This is a genomic window from Ensifer adhaerens (assembly GCF_002007205.1).
Classification (GTDB): domain Bacteria; phylum Pseudomonadota; class Alphaproteobacteria; order Rhizobiales; family Rhizobiaceae; genus Ensifer; species Ensifer adhaerens_D.
The window spans coordinates 1,193,076-1,217,947 of sequence record NZ_LAZS01000005.1; the positions used below are offsets into that span (position 1 = coordinate 1,193,076).

Below are 24,872 nucleotides of genomic sequence, written 5' to 3' on the forward strand. Positions count from 1 at the left end.
GTTCCTGCTTATTCCTTGACAGGTTCGCCCTTGACGCGAACTTCCGACACGCCGCTGCGGACGACGCGGATCTTCACGCCTTCGGCGATCTCGACTTCGAGTTCGTTGTCGTCAACGACCTTGGTGACCTTGCCGACGATGCCGCCGCCGGTCACGACCTGGTCGCCGCGACGGATGTTCTTCAGGAGCTCCTCACGGCGCTTCATCTGAGCGCGCTGCGGACGGATGATCAGGAAATACATAACGACGAAAATCAGCAGGAACGGCAGGATGGACATGAGAATGTCCGCGCCGCCGGCGGAAGGGGCGCCGGCAGTCTGCGCAAAAGCTTCGGTAATGAACATCGATCACTCCTTGAGTTCAAATATCGGCGGTTCCTCCGCGCCAATTCGGGCGGAATATAGGGACGCCCGGCCGCTCTGCAAAGCCGCGGGCACCCGTACCCGTTCCTGTGCCTCTGACACAATTTACACAAGAGGAGAACCCCTCGTGCGGGCCTCGGTGACCTTTTCCAGCGTAAACCTGCGTGCTACCGGGTTTCCGGTGGGACCTGGCCGCGACGCGGTTACGGTAAACACCAGGGCCACGCCGCCTCGAATCATGAAGGCACGGCCAAACACCTGGATCAGCGAGTGGAGAGAGACAAATGCCGGAAGCAAAGATCGACGTTCTCATCAGGGAAATGCAGAAGCTTTCCGCGGCGATCGAGCGCATGGCAGGGCCTGGCGCCGCAACCAACGACTGGACTGCCGCCGAGTGCTTCGTCTGGGCCCCGGCGACGCACCATCTGCAGCCAGTCGCCAAGCCGAACCGCATCGAATTGTCCCTGATCACTGGGGTCGACCATGTCCGCGACATCCTGCTCGACAACACACTGCGTTTTGCCGAGGGCTACACGGCCAATAACGTGCTTCTCTGGGGCGCACGCGGCATGGGCAAATCCTCGCTGGTGAAATCGGTTCATGCGCAGGTTGCGCGCGACACCGGGGTTGCGGTCAAGCTGGTCGAGGTGCATCGCGAAGATATCGCCACGCTTCCGGCGCTGATGGACATTCTGAAGTCGGCACCGGTCCCGGTTATCGTCTTCTGCGATGACCTGTCCTTCGATCACGACGATACGTCCTACAAGTCGCTGAAGGCCGTACTCGACGGCGGCGTCGAGGGACGTCCTTCCAACGTGCTCCTTTACGCCACCTCGAACCGGCGCCACCTGCTGCCGCGGCATATGATGGAGAACGAGCAGTCGACCGCGATCAACCCGTCGGAAGCGGTCGAGGAGAAGGTATCACTGTCCGACCGTTTCGGCCTGTGGCTCGGCTTCCACAAATGCAGCCAGGACGACTATCTGGCGATGATCGACGGCTATGCCGCGCACTATGGCTTCAAGCTCGATCGCGAGACCCTACACGCCGAAGCGCTGGAGTGGGCAACGACCCGTGGCGCAAGGTCCGGCCGCGTCGCCTGGCAGTTCATCCAGGATCTCGCCGGCCGCCTGCGCCACAGGATCGACGGATAATCTTGGCGCCTGGCGAACGCGAGGCTACGCAGACATCAGGAAAACGAGAGCACCGCCTGCCCAAAAGGACAAGCGGTGCTGTCAAACATCGGATCTGGATCGCTCCGCGAGCCGATCGCGGCTGCGGCGTGACTATTCGAGGAAGGTCGCCGGGTTTACCGCGGTCGCGTTCTTGCGCACCTCGAAGTGAACCTGCGGCTGGCTGGCGCGACCGGTCATGCCGGAAGCAGCAAGCGTCTGGCCGCGCTGAACCTTCTGGCCGCGCTGAACCTTGAGCTCGGAAGCGTTGCCATAGACCGTGACCGTGCCGTCGTCGTGGCGCACCAGAACGGCATTGCCGAGTTCCTTCAGGCTGCTGCCCGAGTAGATGACGACGCCGTTTTCGGCCGCCTTGATCGGCGTGCCCTCGGGCACGGAGATGTTGATACCGTCGTTGCGGTTGCCATCGACATTGGCGCCGTAGCCGGCGACCACTGCGCCGCGCACCGGCCAGCGATACTTGCTGATGCCCGTCGACTTTGGAGAATCTTCGTCGATTTCCGTCGTCTTGCTGGCGACTTCCGTGACGCTCTGCTTGGCGACCGGCGCCTGGTATTCCGCCGGCTTGTTCTTGTCGAGCGAAGCAACCTGCGGCTGCTCGGCCTTCTTCGGAACGGATGCCGTCTTGACCTGGTCCGGCGCGGCACCGCCTGCTCCCGGCACCTGCAGCGTCTGGCCGACGCGGATCGATTCGGCCGTCAGGCCGTTTGCCTGCTTGAGGGCGGAAACGGACACGCCCGTCGCCTTGGCAATGCGGTTGAGCGAGTCGCCCGGCTTGACGGTGTAGGATCCACCGCCGGCGCCCTCGCCATTCGTTGCCGGCTTGCCCGCAACGACGTCGGACTTGCCTTCACCCTTCTCGCGGGACTGGGACGAACCCGGCAGGATCGCAACGTCGCGCTGGTTGACCGGCAGCGGCGAAGGCTGACGGTTGCTGCCGTCGAGGTCGGCGATCGAGTTGGTCGCGGCCGCCTTGGCAGCGCTGCCTGCGACACCGAAGGTCGGGATGACGAGACGCTGGCCGGTCTCGACCTGCGCTGCGGACTGCAGGCCGTTGGCCTTGAGGATTTCCTTTTCCGGAACACCGAAACGCTTCGAGAGAGCCGCAACGTTGTCGCCCGGGCGGACCATGATGGTCGGGGCGTTCTGCGTCGTCCAGCCGCTCTTGCTGGCCGTTTCCTTGACCGTTGCGGGAAGCGTCTGCTGCGTGGCGAGTGCGGCCTGCTGGCGCGCTGCCGGGAACGGCTGAGCTTCGGGGCGCTGGCGCGCAGCCATGCTCGGGTCAGCCAGAGTGGTGCGCTGAACGGAGATCGGGGTCGAGGCGACGCGGGCGTTGGATACCGGCGTGGACGCCGTGTTTACCGGATCATAGGCGCCCTGCCCGGCGGCCGCCGGATAGGGCTGACCGAGAGCCGAACCGCGGCTATCAACCGGCGACGATGCCATCTGGCCGACGGCCACGTCACCGCGCGGAACCGGCGTTGCGTCTCGGGGTATGGAATTGGTGGTGATGTTGTCGGATCGGGAGAACAGGCCGTCAAACCGGCTGGCATCCGAACTGCAGCCTGTTGCGACGCCTGCCAGCAGGACCGCCACACAAAGGCGGATCGTCGACTTTCCAACCCCGGGAGATACAAACTTACGCATGACGCTTACCCACTCCGAACGCAACTCGATGTGGGATTATTAAAGCGTATTAGAGTTACCGCGTGGTTAAGGTAGACCCCACCAAAGGACTAATTTGACCAAATGCTAACCATAGGTCGACCGTCGCCTTACAAGGACATGCCAGCGGCATCCGCCGCAGGCGCTGCACGGCCTCAAAGAGCCCAATCCTAGATCAGTTCGGAATAGAGGCGCTCGATCTCGGATACGGATCGCCGTTCCGTCTGCTCCTCTTCATAGCTGACGCTTGTCAGGTCCCAGGCAAAGATCTGGCGCCCGGCCGGATTAGCCAAGGTTTCGGACTGCGCCGTCTTGTCCTCTTCGAGCAGCACGCTGACCAGCGTCTGGAACGCGGCGTCTCCGTCGGCACCGCTCGCCTCTTCGTATTCGAGCGACCGCAGGCCGGCGACAGCCGCCTCGCGTGTCCCGAAATAGCGCAGACTGTTCTGGTCCTCCGGCCGAAGGCCGTCGTAATAGTCGATAAAGTTCTTGTAGTAGGCCTGATGGTCGCCGGAATCGAGAAACTTGCCAAAGGCCTGGTACTCGCGCGAAGCCAGCTGCGGCGACAGGCGATTGTTCCACTCGTCGCGCGTGAGCGCCGGCTGCCCGTCCGATGCCTTCTTCGTCTGGCTCAGATAAAGCAGGGCGTCGGCCGAAAGCGAGATGCGCGGCGTCGGATCGAAGAAGGTCGCGGCAAGCGCCTGTGCCGCCTGCTCATCCTTGCCTGCGGAATTCGTCTGGCCGGCATTGCGCCCGGCAAGATTGTTCAGCCCGTCGCCGGATGCTGCCGCCGTCAACCTGTTCGCGATCTGCATGTGCCGTCTCCGTACCTCGCGACCGATGTCCGCCGACGTCGCAAGGCAAGCGACGACTCGCAGGCGGAACCCTGTCCGTGCACGGCAGGCGTATGGCGCGAAGCTTGCGCGAGGCTGGAGAAGGTTAAGGGAACGTTAATAATCGGCGCCGGCGCGACCGGCGCTCCTCACCCGCGCGGACGGGAGTTCAACGTTTAGAGAAACGACGCCAGTTGCGGCACGATCGGAAGGTAAGGCGCGTCGAACAGATCTTCGCGATCGAAGCGGCTGCCCGTGCGGCTGACGCGCACGACCCGGCAAAGCGTCTCGCTCATCATGATCGGCACCAGCAAAGTGCCGCCGGAAACGAGATGATCGGAGAACATGCGCGGCAGGCTATTGAAGGCGGCCGTGATGAGAATTCGATCGAAAGTGCCCTCGCCCGGCACGCCGGCGCTGCCGTCAGCATGCCGGACGATCACATTGCGAACGCCCGATTTTTCAAGGTTCTTCTGCGCCGCGCCGACAAGCGTCTGGTAACGGTCGATCGTCAGCACACGCTCGGCAACGCGCCCCATGACCGCTGCGGTGAAGCCGCTGCCGGTGCCGACTTCCAGAATACGCTGACCGGATTTCAGATTGAGGCTGTGCAGCAGCCGCACCGCAAAGTCGTATCCCTCCATGAACGAGCCGCAATCGAGCGGGATCGTGCGCTGCGAATAGGCATCGGCCTGATACTGCGGTGGCGTAAAATGGCTGCGCTGCGTCTGCTCGACCGCCTTCAGCAGGTCATGGTTCACGATGCCTTCGGCGCGCAGCCGCAGCACCATCTTGGCAAAGCCTTCCTGTTCCGTCACCCGCGCGCTCAATCAACGGCTCCGTCGCTAAGCGCCCGCGCCAGCCGGTCCTGGACGCTGTAGTCGGTGAGGTCGAGTTTGAGCGGCGTGACCGAGATCATGTTTTCGCGCAGGGCATGAATGTCGGTTCCAGCGCGGAAATCGCCAAAACGTTCGCCGAAACGCAGCCAGAAGTAGGGAAAGCCGCGGCCATCGGTTCGCTCGTCGATCGACAGGCCGAAGTCGAGCTTGCCTTGCGACGTGACCTCGGTACCGGCGACGGTGTCCGCCGGGCAGTTCGGGAAATTGACGTTGAGCAGCGTACCGTCAGGCAGATCCACCTTCATAAGCTTCTTGATCAAGGCCGGCGCGTGCGTTTCGACGACATCCCAGGGCACGGTCTTTCCCGGCGCGTGATGGTAGGCCTGGCTCAGCGCGATCGAGCGGATGCCCTGCAGCGTCCCTTCGATGGCGCCGGCGACGGTGCCGGAATAGGTCACGTCGTCGGCCATGTTGGCGCCGATGTTGACGCCGGACAGCACGAGATCGGGCTTGCGGTCGAGTACCTTGCGAACCGCCATGATGACGCAATCGGTCGGCGTGCCGCGAAGCGCAAAGCGCCTTTCCGTGATCTGGCGGAGCCGCAGCGGCTCCGACAGCGTCAGCGAATGGGCAAGGCCGCTCTGGTCCGCCTCCGGCGCGACGACCCAGACATCGTCCGAGATCGTCCGGGCGACCCGCTCAAGCACCGACAGGCCTTCCGCGTGAATGCCGTCATCGTTTGTCAGCAGGATCCGCATGGTGCCGTACTCCCTTCGACGTCTACTCAGGCAACCTTTTCGATGCGCGTCTGGCCGCCCATGTAGGGCACCAGCACTTCCGGCACCGACACCGAACCATCGTCGTTCAGATAGTTCTCGATGACGGCGATGAGCGCACGGCCGACGGCAACGCCCGAGCCGTTCAGCGTGTGAACGAAGCGCGTGCCCTTGTCTTCCTTGGTGCGGTAGCGGGCGTTCATCCGCCGCGCCTGGAAATCGCCGCAGACCGAGCAGGACGAGATTTCGCGATAGGTGTCCTGTCCCGGCAGCCAGACCTCGAGGTCATAGGTCTTGCGCGCGCCGAAGCCCATGTCGCCGGTGCAAAGGGTCATGACGCGGTAATGCAGGCCGAGGCGCTTCAGCACCTCCTCGGCGCAGGCGGTCATACGCTCGTGCTCGGCAACGGACGTTTCGGCATCGGTGATCGAGACCAATTCCACCTTGTTGAACTGGTGTTGGCGCAGCATGCCGCGGGTGTCGCGACCGGCAGAACCAGCTTCCGAGCGGAAGGACGGGGTCAACGCCGTGAAGCGCAGCGGCAGCTTTTCGCCTTCCAGGATCTGCTCCCGGACGATGTTGGTCAGCGGCACTTCCGCCGTCGGGATCAGCCAACGGCCATCCGTGGTGCGGAAGAGGTCCTCGGCAAACTTCGGCAGCTGGCCCGTGCCATACATCGGATCGTCGCGCACCAGAAGCGGCGGCTGCACTTCGGTGTAACCATGTTCCTGTGTGTGCAGGTCGAGCATGAACTGGCCGAGCGCGCGCTCGAGCCGCGCCAATTGGCCCTTCAGGATCGTGAAGCGCGAACCGGAAATGCGGGCCGCACCCTCGAAATCCATCAGGCCGAGCGCTTCGCCGATTTCGAAGTGCTCGCGCGGCTGGTGGTTCCAGGTGGGCTTCTTGCCAACGACGCTCTTGACGACGTTGCCGGTCTCGTCGGCACCGACGGGTACATCGTCCAGCGGGATGTTCGGAATGCGCGACAGGGCGTCGTTGAGCTCTGCCTCGATCTTGCGGCTGTCCTCTTCGAGCGCCGGCATGGCGTTCTTCAGGTCGGCCACCTCGGCCTTCAGCTTATCGGCGAGCTCGGCGTTCTTCTGCGCCATGGCGGCGCCGATATCCTTCGAGGCTGCATTGCGGCGCGACTGCATGTCCTGCAGCGCCTGAAGGTTCGTGCGGCGGCGTTCGTCGAGAGCGATTAGAGATGCCGACAAAGGCTCCGCGCCCCGCTTCGCCAGGGCGGCGTCCAGCATCTCGGCATTCTCACGGATCCATTTGATATCAAGCATTGTCGTTCCACGCGTTGGTCAGATCACGGCGCGAAATCTCGAATGCTCAGCCCTTGGCGGGGCCGACCTCTCCGGAAGATCCTTCCTGCGACTCGGCAACCTCGCTCTTGAGCGCGTCCGCTGCCCTCTGCCTTTCGACGAGTCGCGCCGTATAGATCGAAATTTCGTAGAGAAGGATGGCTGGCAGTGCAAGGCCGATCTGGGAAATCGGATCGGGCGGCGTGAGCACGGCTGCGACAACGAAGGCGATCACGATCGCGTATTTCCGCTTCTCCGCGAGGCCCTGCGAGCTCACGAAGCCGACGCGAGCAAGAAGCGTGGTGACTACCGGAAGCTGGAAGACAAGGCCGAAGGCGAAGACCAGCGACATGATCAGGCTCAGATATTCCGAGACTTTCGGCAGGAGTTGGATCGCCACCTGCCCTTCACCGCCACCCTGCTCCATGGCCAGGAAGAACCACATCACCATCGGAGTGAAGAAGAAATAGACAAGCGCGCCGCCGAGCAGGAACAGGAGCGGTGACGCGATCAGGAACGGCAGGAACGCCGCACGCTCGTTCTTGTAGAGCCCTGGTGCCACGAACTTGTAGACCTGCGCCGCGATAACAGGAAAGGCGATGACCAGCGCACCGAACATCGCCACCTTGATCTGGGTGAAGAAGAACTCCTGCGGCGCCGTGTAGATCAGCTCGACATTTCGATGGTTCAGGCCCGCCCAGCTCACGGCCCATTTGAAGGGCAGCACCAGCAGGTTGAACAGGCCCTTGGCGAAGTAGAAGCAGATGAGGAACGCAATGAAGAATGCGCCGACGGCCCACATCAAGCGCCTGCGCAATTCGATCAGATGCTCGATCAGCGGCTGCGGCCGATCCTCGATATCGCCGCTCATGCTTCACCTTTCTTGCGCGCGCTGGTGCGCGGCTTTGACGTCTTGGCAGCAGGTTCTGCCGCGGTCGGCGTCACTTTTCTCTTTTCGGCGGCCGGCTTCGCGGGCGCCTTGGCAGCCGACTTTTCCGTGGCAGTTGCCGCCTTTGGCGCTACCGTTGTCGACTTGGGCGCGATCTTTTTTGCTGCCGGCGCCGCATCGGCTTTCGCCCTAGTCGCGCGTTTCGGCTTTTCTGCCGGTACGGCTACGGCCTCGGCCCGCTCGATCTGGCGATTGGCCGAACCGATTGCCGCGGCGGCAACCGCGTCTGCGGGCTTCGTTTCCACCGCTGCAGGCGCAACAGCCGGCTCGGCCGCAGTCACCGGATCGACGCTGCTCGGTGTCGCAGGCACGTCGGGTGTTGCCGCCTTCTGCAGGTCCGCCTTGATGTCGTTGCCCATCTGGCGCAACGGATTGATTGCATCGCGCAATGCATTGGCCGGATTGAGACTTTGCGCGTCACTGATGGTCTTGCGAACCTCCTCGAGGTCCGCTTCACGCAGCGCTTCATCGAACTGCTGACGGAAATCCGACGCCATGCCGCGCATCTTCGCGGTCATGCGGCCGAAAGCCCGCAACATTGGCGGAAGGTCTTTCGGCCCGACAACCACGATCAGAACGATTGCGATGACGACGAGCTCGGTCCAGCCGATATCAAGCATGCGATATGTCCTGCAAACCCTTGATGCCGCCGGCCCGGTATGGACACCGGACAGGCTTCACCGACACCAGACCGTTAGCGAACTTCGTCAGACTTGTGATCTACGGTCTTGCCGTCGAGCGTCTTGTCGGTAGCAGCCGCCTCATCGTCGGTCATGCCCTTCTTGAAACTCTTGATGCCCTTGGCAACGTCACCCATCAGTTCGGGGATCTTACCGCGACCGAACAAGAGCAGCACCACGACCAGAACGATCAGCCAGTGCCAAATGCTTAACGAACCCATGCTCTTACTCCTCTGAGCCTTCCCCGATTTAGGCTCTATCACATGTCAATTTTCAGGCGTGCCCCAAGCACGCGTTACATCGTGACAGAACCTAAGATGCAGAACCGTCTTTTTCAAACAGTAATATATCCCGCTCGTTAACTGAAAGCATTACATCGCGCAATCCATGCGGCAATCGGTCCGCACGGATGCGAGCCCGAACCACCTCTTCGCAACGCGGCACGGCGAGTTCCAGCAGCTCGACCACACCGATGAAGCGCCGCGAGAGTATGCGGGCGGGAATGTCGCCGTCCTCTTCGCCGACGCGCACCCCAGACAGCCTGACGGCAACCGACAGACGCTTGCCTTCCGGATACCGCCCGGCGGCAACACTCCCAACCGGCGTTTCGACGCGGCCGCCGTGGACCTGGGCATCGAAGACGTTGATTTCCGAGAAGAAGCCGGCGGCAAAGAGGTTGCTGGGCTCGCGGTAGAGTTCGTCGGCGGTTCCGACCTGAACCAGCCGGCCGTCCTTCAAGAGCGCAATGCGATCCGCCATGCGCATCGCCTCTTCGGCATCATGCGTGACGACGATCGCCGTTGCCCGCGTTTCCCTGAGGATGGCAAGCGTATCGGCACGGATCGAATCCTTGAGGCGCGAGTCGAGGCCGGAGAAAGGTTCGTCCATCAACAGAACCGCCGGGCGCGGCGCGAGCGCGCGGGCGAGCGCCACGCGCTGCTGCTCGCCGCCGGAAAGCACATGCGGATACTGATCGGCATAGTGCGAAAGACCGACACGCTCCAGCGCCGCGTCCGCCTGGATCAGGCCTTCCTTCTTGGGGATCGCCGTCAGGCCGAAGCGGACATTGTCGCGGATCGTCATGTGCGGGAAGAGTGCGAAGTCCTGGAACATCAGCCCGACGCCACGCTTTTCCGGCGGCAGGAAGACGGAGGGGCCTGAAATTTCCTGGCCGTTCAGCATCAAACGTCCGGCGCTCTGCCGCTCGATGCCTGCGGCAATGCGCAGCAAGGTCGTCTTTCCGGAGCCAGAAGGCCCGAGCAGGCACAGAACCTCGCCGGCCTTGGCCGCCAGGCTGACACCCTTGATCGTTTCCTTGGCGTGATAGCTGTGGTGGATATCGTCGAAGGTCAGGCTCGCCGCGAAGGATACACCCGCTGTCCGTCGCGTGGTCATGACGGGAGCGTCCTGCGGATCTGAAGCCATGCTCTTGTATTCCTTGACACCAGTTGCGCAGGGCCCGCGCGGCCCCAACGCCTTGGAAAGCCGATATCTATAATCAGGTTTTTCTAATCGGCTTCTTCGCCCTTCGGTGTCAAGAGCCCCAGTTCTTCGAGATCAAGCTGGGTGATCGGATCCTCGTTCTCGGCCAGCTCGTCGTCGCCGGTGGGAACGGGGATATTGAGGTTGGAAGGCACGCGTCCCGAGAGTAGGCCTGCCCCCTTCAACTCCTCGATACCCGGTAGGTCGCGCAATTCCTCGAGCCCGAAGTGATCGAGAAAGTCGCGCGTCGTGCCGAACGTAACCGGACGCCCGGGCGTGCGCCGGCGCCCACGAAAGCGGACCCAACCCGCCTCCATCAATACGTCGAGCGTGCCCTTAGAGGTCTGCACGCCTCTGATATCCTCGATCTCGGCGCGCGTGACCGGCTGATGGTAGGCGATGATCGACAGAACCTCGAGGGCGGCGCGCGAAAGCTTGCGGACCTCCTGCTCGTCCGTCTGAACGACGAAGGAGAGGTCGGCGGCGGTGCGGAAGGCCCAATGGTCGGCCACCTGAACTAGGTTGACGCCGCGTGCCGCATAGAGCGCCTTCAGCCGCAGCATGATCCCGTGAACATCGGCGCCGCGTGGCAGGCGGCTCTCGATATAGGCCTCTGACACCGGTTGCGCCGAAGCGAAGACCAGGGCTTCTGCAATCCGCTCGGCTTCCTGCTCGAGCCGGGGATCGAAGGATGCCGCCTCGATCTCGTCCTCCTCGTCGGGAACGCCAGGCAGGTACTTCTGGGCTTCAGCCACGGGCTGCCTCCATTTCGGCAAGGGTCTCCGCATCGATCGGGTTTGGTCCGCGCCGGAGATAGATCGGCGCAAAGGCCTCCTCCTGGCGGATCTCCAGGCGGCCCTCGCGGACCATTTCGAGCGAGGCGGCAAAGGAACTGGCGATGGCCGTCGCTCGCTCCTTAGGCGTTGCCATGTAGCGGACCAGAAAATGATCGAGCGCGGTCCAGTCGTCGAGGTCGCCGATCATGCGCGCCAGGATCAGCCGCGCATCGGACAGCGACCAGACATGGCGCTTCTCGATCGTCACCTGGGTTACGGCCTGCCGCTGGCGCAGGCTCGCATAGGCGCTCAGGAGATCGTAGAGCGAGGCGTCGAAACCGGATTTCCTCTCGGTGACGATATGTTCCGGTGCGCCGCGGACGAAAACGTCGCGGCCGAGCCGGTTTCGGTTGATGAGCCGGGTTGCCGCCTCGCGCATTGCCTCGAGGCGCTTCAGCCGGAAGGCCAGCGCCGAAGCCATCTCCTCGCCGGAGGGCCCCTCGTCCTTCGCCTGTTGCGGGATCAGCAGCCGCGATTTCAGGTAGGCGAGCCATGCCGCCATGACGAGATAGTCAGCCGCGAGCTCGATGCGGATGCTGCGCGCCCGTTCGATGAAGGCGATATATTGCTCGGCAAGCGCCAGAACGGAAATGCGCGAAAGGTCGACACGCTGGCTTCGGGCGAGATGCAGCAGGAGGTCGAGCGGGCCTTCGAAGCCGGCGATATCGACCACCAGCGCTTCCTCGTGCAATCCGCGCTCGGCAGTCTCGTCCTGCCACAGGGGCTCCATCGGCGCCTTCGACGCAGGCTTGCCTTGTCTTTCGCCCGCATTGCTCACTGGTAGCCCGACCCTTTCCTTCCGTCCCTGTTTGCCTCAGACCGTTGCAAACAGGGCGTTGAACTCCGCCCGCAGATCGATTTCGCTCGCACTGTCAGGCGTCCGGAACGCGGCTTCCGCAGCCCTCGCCCGGCGCAAGCTCTCGCCCGCCAGAACCGGCACGACATCCGCGACGGCCTTCATTTCCTCCATTATGCCATGACAATGCAAGACGAGATCAAGTCCTGCAGCGATGATGTTGCGCGCGCGGGTCGTCATGTCGCCGGCCAGCGCGTTCATCGAAACGTCGTCCGACATCAGCAGGCCATCAAAACCGATATGGCCGCGGATGATTTCGCGCACGACCTTGGCGGAGGTGGTCGCAGGATTGTCCGGATCGATCGTCGTGAACACCATGTGCGCCGACATCGCCATCACCTCGTCCTTCATCGCAACGAAGGGCAGGAAGTCGCTCACGGCAAGCTCATCGAATGTAGCGCTGACGACCGGGAGGTTGTGGTGCGAATCGACGAAGGTGCGACCGTGACCGGGCATGTGCTTCATCACAGGCAGCATGCCGCCGGCCTTCAGCCCCTCGCCCATCGCGCGGCCGATTGCCGTGACGGTCTCGGGATCATGGCCATAGGCGCGATTGCCGATGACGTCGTGGCTGCCGGGCACCGGAACGTCGAGCACTGGCAGGCAATCGACGGTGATGCCGAAGCGCATCAGGTCAAAGGCATGCAGGCGGCCCATTAGCCAGGCGGCGCGCAAGCCGAGTTCCGCATCGCAGCGATAGATCTCGCCGATCGCGGCGCCATTCGGATATTGCTGAACGAGCGGCGGGCGGATGCGCTGAACACGTCCGCCTTCCTGGTCGATGAGCACCGGCGCGTCCGGATTGCCGATGCTGTCGCGAAGGGCGGCCACGAGATCCGAGATCTGCTGCGCTTCGCCGATGTTGCGACCGAACAGGATGAAGCCCCAGGGGCGTTCTCCTGCGAAGAAGGCGCGCTCGTCGTTCGTGAGGGAAAGGCCCTTGCAGCCGGAGATAAATGCTTTTGATTCGCTCATTGAAAGAGCATAGAGCGCGCGCCGCCCGGCGCGAAGCCACAAAGACGATGCCCGGCCACTCATACACAAGGCCCGGCACAAGGCCCTAGCAACCGGACGCTTGCGACAATCAAAGCCCTGAAAAGGAGAAGGGCGCGGCTCCTGAGCCGCGCCCTTCTCCAACTCTATCCGTCGTGCCAGGCTTACTTGGTGACCAGGCAGCTGCCGCCGGCGCCCTTGTACTTCGTGCACAGAGCGTTGGCCTCTTCCTTCGAACCGGCCGGGATACGGACGCGGTAGTAGGTGCCCTTGCCGGCGATCTCCGCCTTGCGGATATCGACGCCACGGCCGCCAATCACGCTTCCAAACTTGCTGGAAAGGCTGTTGTAGGACTTCTGCGCCTCTGCCTCGGACGGCAGGGATGCGACCTGGATGAAGTAGCCACCAGCGGGAACCGATGCGGTGGCAACCTGCTGGGCGGGTTGCGTCTCGGCCGGGAGAGCGGCCTGCTCCTGCGCCGGCTGGACATTTTCGACCGGCTGCGCGGCCGGGCGCGACTGCGGCGTCGGAGCCTTCTCGCCAGTGGCGGCCGTCGTTGTCACATTACGAACCGGAACCTGTTCGATGTTGGCGTTGCCGGTTGCGGCAAGTGCTACCTGGTCGGTGTTGGCCGAGGCCTGACCGGCGGCGGCGACTTCGTTCGAAGGCGTTGCGGGCAGCGGCTGGGTCGTGCCAGCGACGTCGGTCGCAGGTGCGGCCACCGGCTCTTCGCGAGCGACGAGCGTTCCATCCGGCTTGACGATCATCGTGCGCACCTTCCTCGGTGCGACGGCGGGCGTCTTGTCTTCGTCCTGGGCAGCGGTCTCGGCATTGGCGCCATCCGGCAGCAAGCGATCGCCGTCCTCGTCCGTGGGCAAGGCCGTCTGCAGGTTTTCGCCGTCGTCGCTGCCTTCGAGCGGCAGGGTCTCCGGCGTCAGCGTCTTCTGGACGACATCCATCGGCTCTTCGGTCGAAGAAACCAGTGCTTCCTGCTGCGGCGCTCCGGCCTGTGCACCGGCGACGCGGTCATAAACTGCCTTGTCCTGGTTCGGAACGGTCTTGCCGCCCTTCTCCTCGGGAACGATCTTCACCGGAGCCTTGTCGGCAAGGATGATCTTCGGACCTTCCGCCGAGGTTACGGCATCGCTACCGCCCATCCAGGCGTAGACGGCAGCGCCGCCAAGGATGATGACGCCGGCAACACTTGCCGCCAGCAACATCGTGCGCTGCGAGCGCCGGCCGGTGCCAAACTCGCGGTATTCGCCGGCATCCTGCTGGCTCTGCGCTGCCGAAAGCCGTTCTGCATCGCGGGCAACGGCCGGACGCTCGACGATCGAGCGGCGGAAGTCCTCTTCCATCGCCTTTTCAAACTCATCGAAATCGTCGAGCGAACCTTGACCAAAGCCCGGAGCGGCGGCTGCGGCCGGCGCCGGACGGGCCGGTTCCGCCTTTTCGACGGCAGCCGGACGACTTTCCTTGACCGGGGCCGGCGTTCCGAAGAGCTGCGCCATTTCCGCATCGATATCGAGATCGTAGTCAGCCGGATAGGCGACGGGTTTTTCCGTTTCGATGACCGGCAACTGCGGCACGTCCATGTCCGCGATGGGTGCGACGCCGTTTTCGGCTTCGGCAATCATCGACGGATCGAAGGGCAGCGAGCTCTCGGGCTGTGCGTGCTCCCGCTCGACCGGCGCGGGCGCCATGTAGGGCTCGACGAACGGCTCGCGCTGAGGAACAGCGGCCTGCATGACCGGCTGCACCGGCGCTTGCGGTAGGACGGCGGCGACAACCGGCTCATCTGCGGCGACATCGGCGAAGTCGAGCTTCAGCGCCTCGTCCGAGAGCTCCATTTCGAAGTTCTCGATGTCGAAGCTCGGCTCGTGCTCCGGCTGTGCGATCGGCTTGGCCACCTCGGCCACAGGTTCTGCGACCTGAACGGGGGCGGCAGCTACTGCGGCAACCGGCGCTGCAACAACGGCGACCGGTGCAGCAACCGACGACACCAACGGGCCCGCAAAGGCACGCTGCTGGCTGGCACCCGAAGCGGATGCGACCGGCGTCGCCCGGCTGAAGGTCGGCGTAAACGGATAGGGGCTCTTCTTTACCGGAGCCGCGGCGGCGGGCGTTACCACCGGCGCCACGACGGGATGCGCTTCCGCATGGAGGGCCGGATGCGAATGGACCGCAGCGGCAACCATCGCGGTGACCGGAGGAACCGGGAACCGTTCGATATCCGCCAGCAGATCGTCACGAGCGGCGACCTGCTCGACCGCCTGTGTTGCGGCTCCGTCGTTCTGGTAGGAGAGCTCGACTTCGTACTGCTCGGGCGCCACATCGAGGCTCGGCTGTTCAAAGGTCGGCAACGCGTCTTCAACCTGAGCCGGCTCGGCCCAGGCCGAAACAACTTCGGCGGCCGGCGCCTGCCAGGCATCCACGAACTGATCCTGCGGCTCGATCTCCGCCGCAACCTCGGCAACGTCGTCCGACAACAGGTCGGCTTCGCCAAGCGACATTTCGAGTTCGCGTTCCAGGTCGAACGCCGGCTCATCTGCGAAGGCCTCGGCGTTGCCGGCTTCGGCAACCTGCGGCGCTACGGAGAAGGCGTGAACCTCGGCATAGTCCTCGTCAGCGACGGGAACTGGCGCCGCCTCGACGCGTTCGGGCTGGAGGAACACCGGCTCGTCAAGCTCGACGGCCGACTCAGCCACCGGCTCTTCGTGCACGACGACGTGCTCGGCCACCGGCTCGAACCGGGGCTCTTCGACCGGCGCTGGCTGCGGCGCATCGTAGCTGTCGAACGCCCGAAGAAGCTCGTCTTCGAGATCGAAGGCGGGGTCTTGGCGCACCGCCTCCTGGTGTCGCTGCAGTTCCTGCAACTGTTGGACGGCCGGCCGGGCATCGTAACCGACGATCCGGGCGAGTTCGGCCAACGGATCATCGTCTGCCAATACATCGAATTCAGCCGGCCCGCTTCGTGCGAATTGTTTGTCTGCCATGCTCTCCACTCACAATTGCCTGTATCGCTGTGCCAGTGCATTGTGGGAAAATGGTGACAATACTTATCGCATTTCCTCCGGTGCGGAGGTGCCTGTAATAGACAGGCCGGATTTCAATACCGAAGCGACAGCATGCACCAGCCCGAGTCTGGCAGTACTTAATTCTCTATTTTTATCGTTAACAAAACGTAATTCTGGATTCTCTTTACCTTTGTTCCAATGTCCGTGGAAGGCGGCGGCAAGATCATACAGGTAAAACGCGATGCGATGCGGCTCCTGAGCGAGTGCCGCAGCTTCAATGACTCGCGGATATTCTGCGAGCTTGGCGACGAGCTGGAGCTCCGCCGGATCCGTGATCTGGCCCAGAACGGCACTGGCGAAATCGACCGATTCGAGGTTCAGGTTCGGGAATGCTTCTGCTGCCTGGCGGAAGACTGAGCGGCAGCGCGCATGCGCATACTGCACGTAGAAGACCGGGTTATCCTTCGACTGTTCTGTTACTTTAGCAAAGTCGAAGTCGAGCGGTTCCGAGTTCTTCCGATAGATCATCATGAATCGAACGGGATCCCGGCCGACTTCGTCGACGACCTCGCGCAGCGTGACGAAGTCGCCGGAGCGCTTCGACATCTTCACCGGCTCGCCGTCGCGGAAGAGCTTGACGAGCTGGCACAGCAGAACCGTAAGCTTCGACGAACCGCCGGAGACGGCGCGCGCCAGGGCTTCCAGGCGCTTGACGTAACCGCCATGGTCAGCGCCGAGCACATAGATCATCTCGTCGAAACCACGGTCGAATTTGTCCTTGAAGTAGGCGACGTCGGCGGCAAAGTAGGTGTAGCTGCCATCCGACTTGATCAGCGGGCGGTCGATATCGTCGCCGACTTCGGTCGAACGGAACAGCGTCTGCTCGCGGTCTTCCCAATCTTCCGGGAGCTGCCCCTTCGGCGGCGGCAGCGTGCCCTTATAGACGTGCCCCTTGAAAGTCAGATCGTTGATCGCCGTGCGGATGGCGGCAGCACCGTTCGCGTGCAGCGTACGCTCGGAGAAGAAGACGTCGTGGTTGACGTTCAGGGCCGCGAGATCCTCGCGGATCATCACCATCATCGCGTCGATCGTCCGGTCCTTGACGAGCGGCATCCACTTGTCTTCGGGCATCAGCCTGAGGCTGGTGCCGAATTCGTCGGCCAGCGCCTCGCCCACCGGCACGAGATAATCGCCCGGATAAAGACCCGGCGGAATCTCGCCGATCTCCTCGCCGAGCGCCTGGCGATAGCGCAGGAAGGCCGAACGCGCCAGCACGTCGATCTGCGAGCCGGCGTCGTTGATGTAGTATTCCTTCGTCACCTCGTAACCGGAAAAGGCTAAGAGGTTGGCGAGCGCATCACCGACGACGGCGCCACGGCAATGGCCGACATGCATCGGACCGGTCGGGTTGGCGGAGACGTATTCGACATTGACCTTGCGACCGCCACCAGCGGTGCCACGGCCATAGTCGAGACCGGAACGCACCATGGCCGACAGCAGCTTCTGCCAATAGGAGACCGAAAGTCGGACGTTGATGAAGCCCGGACCGGCGACCGAAACGTCGGTGACTTCCGGATCCTGCTTGAGCTTGTCGACGATAAGCTCTGCGAGCGAGCGCGGGTTCATGCCGAGCGGCTTGGCCAGCACCATGGCTGCATTGGTCGCGACGTCACCGTGGCTCGGATCGCGCGGCGGCTCGACATTAACACGGCCGAAGTCAAGCTCGGATCGCTTTTCTCGAACGCTATCAAGCGTTTCGAGAATGTCCTTAATTCTTGATTCGAAGTCCGTGAAGAGATTCATCTGATCCGTCCGCTTTTCCCGGCCACGAGTGACCGGCGCAAAACTCAAAAAGGAGGCTCGGTTCGGCCGAACCGCAAGCCTCCGGGCGGGGCGTCCCTACCGCAAATCCGGCGTATGGTCAAACAAGCGCTTGTGAACGCTGATCGCGAAGGTGTCGGTCATGCCGGCGAGGTAATCGCCGACGTGCCGCGCCCGCGCCGGCTCGGCCATGCCGGCAATCTGGTCGATCCAATAATGCTCGCGCATCAACTGCGGATCGTTCATGAAGGCGCGGTAGAGATCGCAGACGATCGAGGCGGCGTTCTCGCGCACGCGCATGACTTCCGGATGGCGGTAGATCCGGGTCATCAGCAGGCGCTTGATCTGCTTGTCCGTCTCGCCCATCTCCTCGGAGAAGGTCGCCATCACCGTGCCGGCCTGGCGCACGTCGGCAACGCTCTGCGGGCGTATCTCGGCGATCCGCTGTTGCGCGACACCGATCACGTCCTCGACCATCGCGGTGATCTGACGCCGCATGATTTCATGCGTGAAGCGGCTGCTTTCAAGACCGGGATAGCGGTCGTGAACCTCGCGCATCAGGCGCGCGAGAAAAGGCACGTCTTCGAGCATTTCGAAGGTGAGATAGCCGGCCCGCAGACCGTCATCGATATCGTGGGTGTTGTAGGCGATGTCGTCGGCGATGGCAGCAACCTGCGCCTCGAGGCTCGCAAAACTCGCCAGTTCCAGATCGTGCAGCGCGCAATAATCGAGGATCGGCTGCGGCACCGGCCCCCGCGTGCCCTCGCCGTCCGCGGCCAGCAACGGCCCATTGTGCTTGACCAGACCCTCCAGGCTCTCCCATGTCAGGTTCAGCCCGTCGAACTCGGCGTAGCGCCGCTCGAGCTTGGTGACGATGCGAAGGGACTGGGCATTGTGATCGAAGCCGCCATAGGGCTTCAGCATCTCGTGAAGCGCATCCTCGCCCGTATGACCAAAGGGCGTGTGGCCAAAATCGTGCACGAGGGCGACGCCTTCGGCGAGATCTTCATCGAGCTTGAGGGCACGCGCCAGGGCCCGGGCGATCTGCGCCACCTCGATCGTGTGCGTCAGGCGCGTGCGATAGTGATCGCCGTCAGCGGCGATGAAGACCTGCGTCTTGTGCTTCAGCCGGCGAAACGCCGTCGTGTGCACGATGCGGTCGCGGTCGCGCTGAAAATCGGAGCGTGTGGCACTCGTCGCTTCGGGAAAGAGCCTGCCGCGCGTCATCCAGGGATTCGACGCGAACGGCGCATGTTCACCATAACCGAAGCCGAGCGCTTTTTTGTCGAATGTCATCTTCCACCTAATTCATCGTCCCATTGACGGGGCATTCAAGCCTTCATACCTATAGTGAAAGCTACGGAAACGCGCGATGCAAGATCGACCGATTCCGCAAGCGGAAGCAACGGCTTGGCCGCCGGTCTTGAAAGAGGCCCCGGAAGTGGCAAGATCGAATGCTAAAACGCAGAGCAATTCTCTCCGGTTCTTGACCCCGGCAGGAGGCAGAAATGACGCATGAAACCGTGACCCTCTCGGACGCTGCAGCGAAGCGGATCGCCACGATCCTGCGCTCCGACAACCATAACAACGCCATGCGAGTGTCCGTCGAGGGCGGCGGCTGCTCCGGCTTCTCCTACAAGTTCGACCTCGTCGACAGCAGCAATGACGACGACCTGGTGCTCGAAAAGAACGAAGCCAAGGTGCTGATCGACAGCCTGTCGCTTGTCTATATGGGCGGCTCGGAAATCGACTTCGTCGACAACCTGCTCGGCCAGTCGTTTCAGATCAAGAATCCGAACGCAGTTGCAAGCTGCGGATGCGGAACGAGTTTTTCCATCTGACGCCAGCAGCCGTAGGCCTCTCTTGGTCGGTTCCGTTTCACTGAACGGAGCCGTTTGCATCAGAGATAGGGTGATCCAAGCCAGAGAATGCGGTTCGCCAACCGATCGGCGAAGGAGTTCTTGCGCAGCCGCTCGAGCGTGACCGGTTCGGCCGAGCCGAGAATGTCGGAGATCGTGCCGTTGATCGCCTCGGCGAAGCCATGGTCGAGAACCTCAAGGTCGAATTCGAAGTTGAGGCGCAGCGAGCGCGGGTCGAGATTGGTGGACCCGACATAGGCCCAACGCTCGTCCACCGTCAAAAGCTTGGAATGGTTGAAGGCGCCCTTCGCCCGCCACACGCGGCAATGCCCCTTCAGCACCTGGTCGAACTGCGCGGTCATCGCCCGGTCGACCAGCAGCAGATTGTTGACCGCGGGGACGATGATATCCACCTCCACGCCTCGGCGCGCGGCGGTAACCAGCGCGCTTATCAGTTCGCGGTCCGGCAGGAAATAGGGTGACATCACGCGGATGTTTTTCTGCGCGACCGAAAACGCGCCCATGAGCATCTTGTGATTGGTCTCGTTGGTGGCATCGGGTCCTGATGGTACGGCGCGCATCTGTACTGACGGCTCGCTTGCCGGCAACGGCGCCTCTTCGATCGTCCATGCTGCGCCCGCCAGGACCTCGCCGCTTGAGAACTGCCAATCTTCGGCAGAGACCTGGAAGATGTCGGCGACCACCGGTCCGACCATACGGAAATGCGTATCCTGAGCGGGCTGCTGTCCGTCGACCTCGCTGGTGAAGCCGGCGCGGATGTTCATTCCTCCGGCAAAGGCGACCTGGCCATCGACCACGAGGATCTTTCGGTGCGTGCGCAGGTTGGCATAGGGAAGCCGCAACCCCATGATGATGTTGCCGTTGAAGACTGCCGTCGGAACGCCGGCCGCCTCCAGATGACCGACAATGCTCGGCACCGAGTAGCGCGCGCCGACGGCGTCGATCAGCACGCGCACCTCGACGCCGCGCGCCACCGCCGCGATCAGGGCGTCGGCAAAGCGCAGGCCAATGACGTCGCGATCGAAGATGTAGCTTTCAAGCAGGATCGAACGCCGCGCGCCGGCGATCGCGTCCAGCATCGCGGCATAGGCGGCATCGCCGCCGGCGAGCACCGAGATGCGGTTTCCCGTGCACATGCGATGGCGCGAAACGCGGTCGCCGAGAATCTTCATCGCGGCAAATCGCTCACCGAATCGCCCGGATATGTCTGTCTCCGAAACATCAAAGCGACCGAACTGATCCGGCCCCTGCCCGCGCAACAGGGCGCGCTGCGAGCCGATCGACGAACGCCGGATGCGGTTGATGCCGGCAACGGCATAGATGAGCGCGCCGACGATCGGTGAAAGCAGGACGACGCCGACCCAACCGGCCGCAGCGCGTACGTCGTCCTTCGTCATCGCGGCATGAATGGCCGCGGGAATGCCAAGCGCGAAGGACAAGAGCGCCAGGATATGCGGCCAATAATTCTGCACGAGATCGATCATGGGCGGGACTATAGCCGGCCATCGGGCGGAATCAATTCGATGCCAGCGGCGTATACCGTACCGGCCGCGGCTTTCTGATGCAAAGCGCCGGTGGGCGCTGCTCGTCCCGTTGAAAAACCCGCAGGTAACGGATTTGTCAAAAGAATCCGGAGCGGCTAGAAATGAGCCCGCCAAGGACTTAACCGACATGGAAGGGCGTTTCGAGCCATGAAGATTGCCACCTGGAACATCAATGGCGTCAAGGCGCGAATCGACAGCCTGCTGGCCTGGCTGAAGGAAAGCGGGCCGGATATCGTCTGCCTGCAGGAGATCAAGTCGGTGGACGACGGCTTTCCGCGTCTCGAGATCGAGGCGCTTGGCTATCACGTCGAAACGCACGGCCAGAAAGGCTTCAACGGCGTCGCGCTGCTTTCCAAGCTGCGGCCGGACGAGGTCAATCGCGGCTTGCCCGGGGATGAGACGGACGAGCAGTCGCGCTTCATCGAAGGTGTCTTCTCGGTCGAGGGCGGTGTGATCCGCGTCTGCTCGCTCTACCTACCGAACGGCAATCCGGTCGACAGCGAGAAATACCCCTACAAGCTCGGCTGGATGCGCCGGCTTGAGGCCTATGCGAAGCAGAGGTTGTTGCACGAGGAGCCGTTCATCCTTGCCGGCGACTACAACGTCATCCCGGAGGAGCACGACTGCTGGGACATCAAGGTCTGGCAGAACGACGCCCTCTTCTTGCCGGAAACGCGCGCTGCATTTCGGCGGTTGCGCAATCTCGGCTTCACCGACGCGGTGCGCGCGACATCGGACGCCGTGCCCCTCTATACGTTCTGGGATTATCAGGCTGGCTGCTGGCCGAAGAATTTCGGGATCCGCATCGACCATCTGATGCTGTCCCCGGAGGCGGCTGATCGCTTGGTGTCGACGTCCATCGACAAGCATGTCCGCGCCTGGGAAAAGCCGTCGGACCACGTGCCCGTTATCGGGAAATTCGCGTTCTCGCCCGCTTCAGCTTAAGGCGCGCTTTTCCAATCTGGTTTTGCGGAGAATGGTCCCCGGGCCGGAGCCGGATTGGGGATCGTCCGACGAGACAATCAGTCGTCGTCGCCTTGCATATGCAGGTTCTGCGACAGCGCGATTGCCGTGCGCCGGTCGTCCTCGCTGGCAAGCGAGAAGGCCTGCTCCTGCATCGACTGCATCCAGGGCCGATCCTTCGGCGAACACTGGTCGAGTGCCGCGGTCATGAACGCAAGGCCACGAACGGTCTGGCCTTCCTGGAAAATCACGTTGCCAAAGACACCCATGGCACCTGCGTGACCGCTCTTGCGCGCACGGTTGAGCCACTTCTTGGCCTGCTGGACATTCACGCTGCCGCCCTCTCCGGAAAGCAGCATGCGCGCGAGCTGGAACTGCGCCTCGGAGACGCCGAAGGTCGATGCCGCCTGGAAATAGAGCTGGCGCGCCTGGGCCATGTCGGACTTGATCGGGCTGTCGGGGATGCCGCGGCGATAGTAGCCGGCAAGGGAGATCAACGCGTTGACGAAGTAACCGGTGTCTTCCGAGCCCGGTTCCACGCCCTGCTGGGCGATTTCGCTGTAGATCTTGAAGGCTTCGAGATCGTTCTCCGTGACGCCATCGCCATAGGCATACATGTTGGCAAGAGCCCAGCGGGAGCCGGTGTGGCCTTTCTCGGCCGCGTATTTGTAGGCCTCTACGGCCTCGTCCTTGCGGCCATTCTTGTAGGCGGAAAATCCGAACTTGAAGAGCGCGAACGGACCTGATTCCTTGGTGACACCCGCACCGGGATCAAAAGCGTAGGCCGGCATGGCGAAGGTCCCGCAGACCGCCAGCGACACGCCGAGTATCGCAACCTTTAGTGACTTTAGTTCACCCGCAAGCATCACAGTCTAATTCTTCCGTTCCAGCCGGCCACGCCGAACCCATCACCGCTGCAAACACACAAGCCCGGACGACCCGCCGCCGGGAACTTTACAAACTTCGCCGACAGAGCCGGCGCAACCTTTCCACAATGAAACTTCGACAAAGTCTCCGAAGCAATCATTTCAGCGGACCACTTGCACGGGCGTGCCGGAGGCCACATCTTTCATGACGATCATCGGTCCAAGTTTCATTTCACCCCAAACGCTGCAGGTATCGCACTCACATTGCAGGCTTGTCCCTATATCGCTGCTCCCTGTTTGTGGCGGGAAATGGACATAGCCGGGACGAGTCTGATCCTAGCAAACTCTAGCATTAAAAGTGTTGCTGAATCGTCACATTGCCGGACAGTGCGGACGCTTGGTTAAGGGGCTCCACACAAAAGAAAGGCCCGGTAAAAACCGGGCCCTTAATTGCTAGATGAGCGAAAGATCAGAACTTGATCTTGATCGAGGTCGAGACGGCCGCGAAGAAATCGTCGTCGAAATCATACTTCACGTCGTTGCCGACGGGCTCACCGTTGAAGGTTTGCGGGCCTGAGCTGCCGCCCGTCAGGATGCCGACTGCACCTGCAAGTCGGAACTCGAGGTTTTCGGTCGCCGCATACGAAAGGCCGCTGCCGAAACTCCAGGTGTCAGTCTGCGTGCCGAAGCCGTGGCTGGTGCCTCGGTCCCAGGTGATGCTGGCCGCGCCGCTGAGCTTGTCGGTAAACTTGTGACCGATACCGCCCGAGATCGTCCAGCCGTCGCGATAAAGCAGGTTGAGGCTCGTGCACGGCTGAGTAATCGGATTCGCGCCCGGGCCAGGGCAGAACTTCAGGACCTGAAGCTGGCTCCAGTCGGTCCACTTGACCGAACCGAAGGCCACCCAATCCGGAGCGATACCGGACTGCACCTTGAGTTCCAACGAGTCAGGCATCGAAGCAAAGCCCGAGACCCCATACTTCGTTCCGACGACCGGAAGCGCATCTCGCAGATCGATCGAGCCCGAGAGATTATCGAGATCAACAGCGCTATTGTAGACGAGGCTCGCGCGAACGGCATATTCCGGAATTTCGTAGGCCACGCCCGCACGCCAGCCCCAGCCGTCCCCTTCGAGATCGAGACGGCCTATGCCGCTCGTTCCAAAGAAAGGAACCGGCGGCCGAACAAGGCGCTCCTTGAAGCCGCTGACTTCCTGGTAGAAGACGCCGCCGATGACGCGGAACTGGCCCGGACCGACCGCCCACTTATAGGAGCAGGTCGCAGCGTAGTTGTCGCTCTCAACCTTGGTTTCGGTGTTGTCATTGGCACCGGCCCAGTTCACGCCGGGCTTGGAGTGCGCGCCCCAGGGCTGCGAATAGTCAGCCATACAGTCAAAGCCTTCACCGATCGCGGCCTTGATGCCAACGCGCGGCACCCAATAGCTCTCGGTATCGCGAACGCCGTCAGACGGACCACCGGGCGCGCCGTTGGCCGGATTGATATCTTCAACGTTATTGAGTTCGCGCTGCGGATTGACATAGGTCGCTGATGCTTCTGCGGCATAGTCCGACGGATCAAACAGCAGATCGATGTTGTAACCACCGCGCTCGAGACCGCCCGCGTGGGCTGCCGATGCGAACAGCAAACCAGCCGCAACCGACAGAACGCCCCGCTTAAAATTCATGTGAGCCATCCAGCTCCTCCCCCTGCACTGCAAACTGCGACATTCCACCTCATGTCGTGTGGGCCGAAGTATTCTCACGATCCCGTGAAATCGCAAATGCGAGATCTTGCAGGTGGCAGCCTCGATCGGTCACAGAATTTACGTAAGATTCTCATGATTTAGACACAATGGGGTCAAATCGGAACCATTTTTCTAAAGATGGATGCAAAATCCACCAAATTAGAATGAATTTCCAAACCACCAAAAACCTGTGTCTCCCGAACAACATTATCGCTTTTTGCGGTAGAACAGCGAAAAACTCCGTTGAAGTTCCGCTCAGCCAC

At 62.4% G+C, this 24,872-nt stretch carries 22 protein-coding genes; 3 read left to right on the plus strand and 19 right to left on the minus strand.

Features of this window, described 5'->3' with window-relative positions:
- Positions 1-8: 8 nt before the first annotated feature.
- Complete coding sequence (gene yajC / locus XB14_RS09525) at positions 9-344, minus strand: preprotein translocase subunit YajC (protein ID WP_065376915.1); 336 nt, start codon at positions 342-344, stop codon at positions 9-11.
- Positions 345-646: 302 nt separating this feature from the next.
- Between yajC and XB14_RS09530 the strand changes: the two genes are divergently transcribed.
- On the plus strand, positions 647-1,516 hold the full coding sequence (locus XB14_RS09530) for an ATP-binding protein (protein WP_077961344.1): 870 nt from the start codon (positions 647-649) through the stop codon (positions 1,514-1,516).
- A gap of 132 nt (positions 1,517-1,648) precedes the next feature.
- Here the strand turns inward: XB14_RS09530 and XB14_RS09535 are convergent, their stop codons facing one another.
- From XB14_RS09535 to XB14_RS09605, 15 genes are all read right to left on the minus strand, one after another.
- Complete coding sequence (locus XB14_RS09535; RefSeq protein WP_077961345.1) at positions 1,649-3,202, minus strand: peptidoglycan DD-metalloendopeptidase family protein; 1,554 nt, start codon at positions 3,200-3,202, stop codon at positions 1,649-1,651.
- A 188-nt stretch (positions 3,203-3,390) separates the two neighbouring features.
- Entirely contained in the window at positions 3,391-4,035 is a 645-nt protein-coding gene (locus XB14_RS09540) for a biotin biosynthesis protein BioC (protein WP_077961346.1), read from the minus strand.
- Positions 4,036-4,229: 194 nt separating this feature from the next.
- Entirely contained in the window at positions 4,230-4,883 is a 654-nt protein-coding gene (locus XB14_RS09545) for a protein-L-isoaspartate(D-aspartate) O-methyltransferase (RefSeq protein ID WP_077961347.1), read from the minus strand.
- The gene (surE, locus tag XB14_RS09550; RefSeq protein ID WP_077961348.1) at positions 4,880-5,650 is read right to left on the minus strand and encodes a 5'/3'-nucleotidase SurE; all 771 of its coding nucleotides are present in this window, start codon (positions 5,648-5,650) and stop codon (positions 4,880-4,882) included. Before surE ends, XB14_RS09545 begins: the two co-directional genes overlap by 4 nt.
- A 26-nt stretch (positions 5,651-5,676) precedes the next feature.
- The gene (gene serS / locus XB14_RS09555; protein WP_077961349.1) at positions 5,677-6,960 is read right to left on the minus strand and encodes a serine--tRNA ligase; all 1,284 of its coding nucleotides are present in this window, start codon (positions 6,958-6,960) and stop codon (positions 5,677-5,679) included.
- Positions 6,961-7,006: 46 nt separating this feature from the next.
- Positions 7,007-7,849: a twin-arginine translocase subunit TatC gene (gene tatC / locus XB14_RS09560; protein ID WP_077961350.1), complete on the minus strand. Its 843-nt coding sequence runs from the start codon at positions 7,847-7,849 to the stop codon at positions 7,007-7,009.
- The gene (gene tatB / locus XB14_RS09565) at positions 7,846-8,547 is read right to left on the minus strand and encodes a Sec-independent protein translocase protein TatB (RefSeq protein WP_077961351.1); all 702 of its coding nucleotides are present in this window, start codon (positions 8,545-8,547) and stop codon (positions 7,846-7,848) included. The genes tatC and tatB overlap by 4 nt, the downstream gene beginning before the upstream one ends.
- A 74-nt stretch (positions 8,548-8,621) precedes the next feature.
- On the minus strand, positions 8,622-8,828 hold the full coding sequence (locus XB14_RS09570) for a twin-arginine translocase TatA/TatE family subunit (RefSeq protein WP_077961352.1): 207 nt from the start codon (positions 8,826-8,828) through the stop codon (positions 8,622-8,624).
- A 91-nt stretch (positions 8,829-8,919) separates the two neighbouring features.
- Positions 8,920-10,032 (minus strand): ABC transporter ATP-binding protein, encoded by a 1,113-nt coding sequence (locus tag XB14_RS09575; RefSeq protein ID WP_077961353.1) that lies wholly within the window; start codon positions 10,030-10,032, stop codon positions 8,920-8,922.
- A gap of 83 nt (positions 10,033-10,115) precedes the next feature.
- Complete coding sequence (scpB, locus tag XB14_RS09580; RefSeq protein WP_143348309.1) at positions 10,116-10,844, minus strand: SMC-Scp complex subunit ScpB; 729 nt, start codon at positions 10,842-10,844, stop codon at positions 10,116-10,118.
- Entirely contained in the window at positions 10,837-11,655 is an 819-nt protein-coding gene (locus XB14_RS09585) for a segregation and condensation protein A (RefSeq protein WP_077961950.1), read from the minus strand. Before XB14_RS09585 ends, scpB begins: the two co-directional genes overlap by 8 nt.
- Before the next feature lie 84 nt (positions 11,656-11,739).
- Entirely contained in the window at positions 11,740-12,756 is a 1,017-nt protein-coding gene (nagZ, locus tag XB14_RS09590; RefSeq protein ID WP_143348310.1) for a beta-N-acetylhexosaminidase, read from the minus strand.
- A gap of 182 nt (positions 12,757-12,938) precedes the next feature.
- On the minus strand, positions 12,939-15,770 hold the full coding sequence (locus XB14_RS09595; RefSeq protein WP_077961356.1) for an SPOR domain-containing protein: 2,832 nt from the start codon (positions 15,768-15,770) through the stop codon (positions 12,939-12,941).
- 63 nt (positions 15,771-15,833) lie between these two features.
- Complete coding sequence (gene argS / locus XB14_RS09600; protein ID WP_077961357.1) at positions 15,834-17,594, minus strand: arginine--tRNA ligase; 1,761 nt, start codon at positions 17,592-17,594, stop codon at positions 15,834-15,836.
- A gap of 96 nt (positions 17,595-17,690) precedes the next feature.
- Entirely contained in the window at positions 17,691-18,908 is a 1,218-nt protein-coding gene (locus XB14_RS09605) for a deoxyguanosinetriphosphate triphosphohydrolase (protein ID WP_077961358.1), read from the minus strand.
- A gap of 212 nt (positions 18,909-19,120) precedes the next feature.
- On the opposite strand from XB14_RS09605, the gene erpA reads away from it, so the two are divergent.
- Positions 19,121-19,453, plus strand: coding sequence for an iron-sulfur cluster insertion protein ErpA (gene erpA, locus XB14_RS09610; RefSeq protein ID WP_077961359.1), 333 nt, complete (start codon positions 19,121-19,123; stop codon positions 19,451-19,453).
- Between the two features lie 59 nt (positions 19,454-19,512).
- Here the strand turns inward: erpA and XB14_RS09615 are convergent, their stop codons facing one another.
- Positions 19,513-20,976: a phospholipase D-like domain-containing protein gene (locus tag XB14_RS09615; protein WP_077961360.1), complete on the minus strand. Its 1,464-nt coding sequence runs from the start codon at positions 20,974-20,976 to the stop codon at positions 19,513-19,515.
- Positions 20,977-21,183: 207 nt separating this feature from the next.
- On the opposite strand from XB14_RS09615, the gene xth reads away from it, so the two are divergent.
- Positions 21,184-21,981: an exodeoxyribonuclease III gene (gene xth, locus XB14_RS09620; RefSeq protein WP_077961361.1), complete on the plus strand. Its 798-nt coding sequence runs from the start codon at positions 21,184-21,186 to the stop codon at positions 21,979-21,981.
- A 77-nt stretch (positions 21,982-22,058) separates the two neighbouring features.
- On the opposite strand, the gene exoR is transcribed toward xth, so the two are convergent.
- Both exoR and XB14_RS09630 read right to left on the minus strand, forming a co-directional pair.
- Entirely contained in the window at positions 22,059-22,865 is an 807-nt protein-coding gene (gene exoR / locus XB14_RS09625; RefSeq protein ID WP_077961362.1) for an exopolysaccharide production regulator ExoR, read from the minus strand.
- A 469-nt stretch (positions 22,866-23,334) separates the two neighbouring features.
- Positions 23,335-24,558: an OmpP1/FadL family transporter gene (locus XB14_RS09630; protein WP_077961363.1), complete on the minus strand. Its 1,224-nt coding sequence runs from the start codon at positions 24,556-24,558 to the stop codon at positions 23,335-23,337.
- Positions 24,559-24,872: the final 314 nt, after the last annotated feature.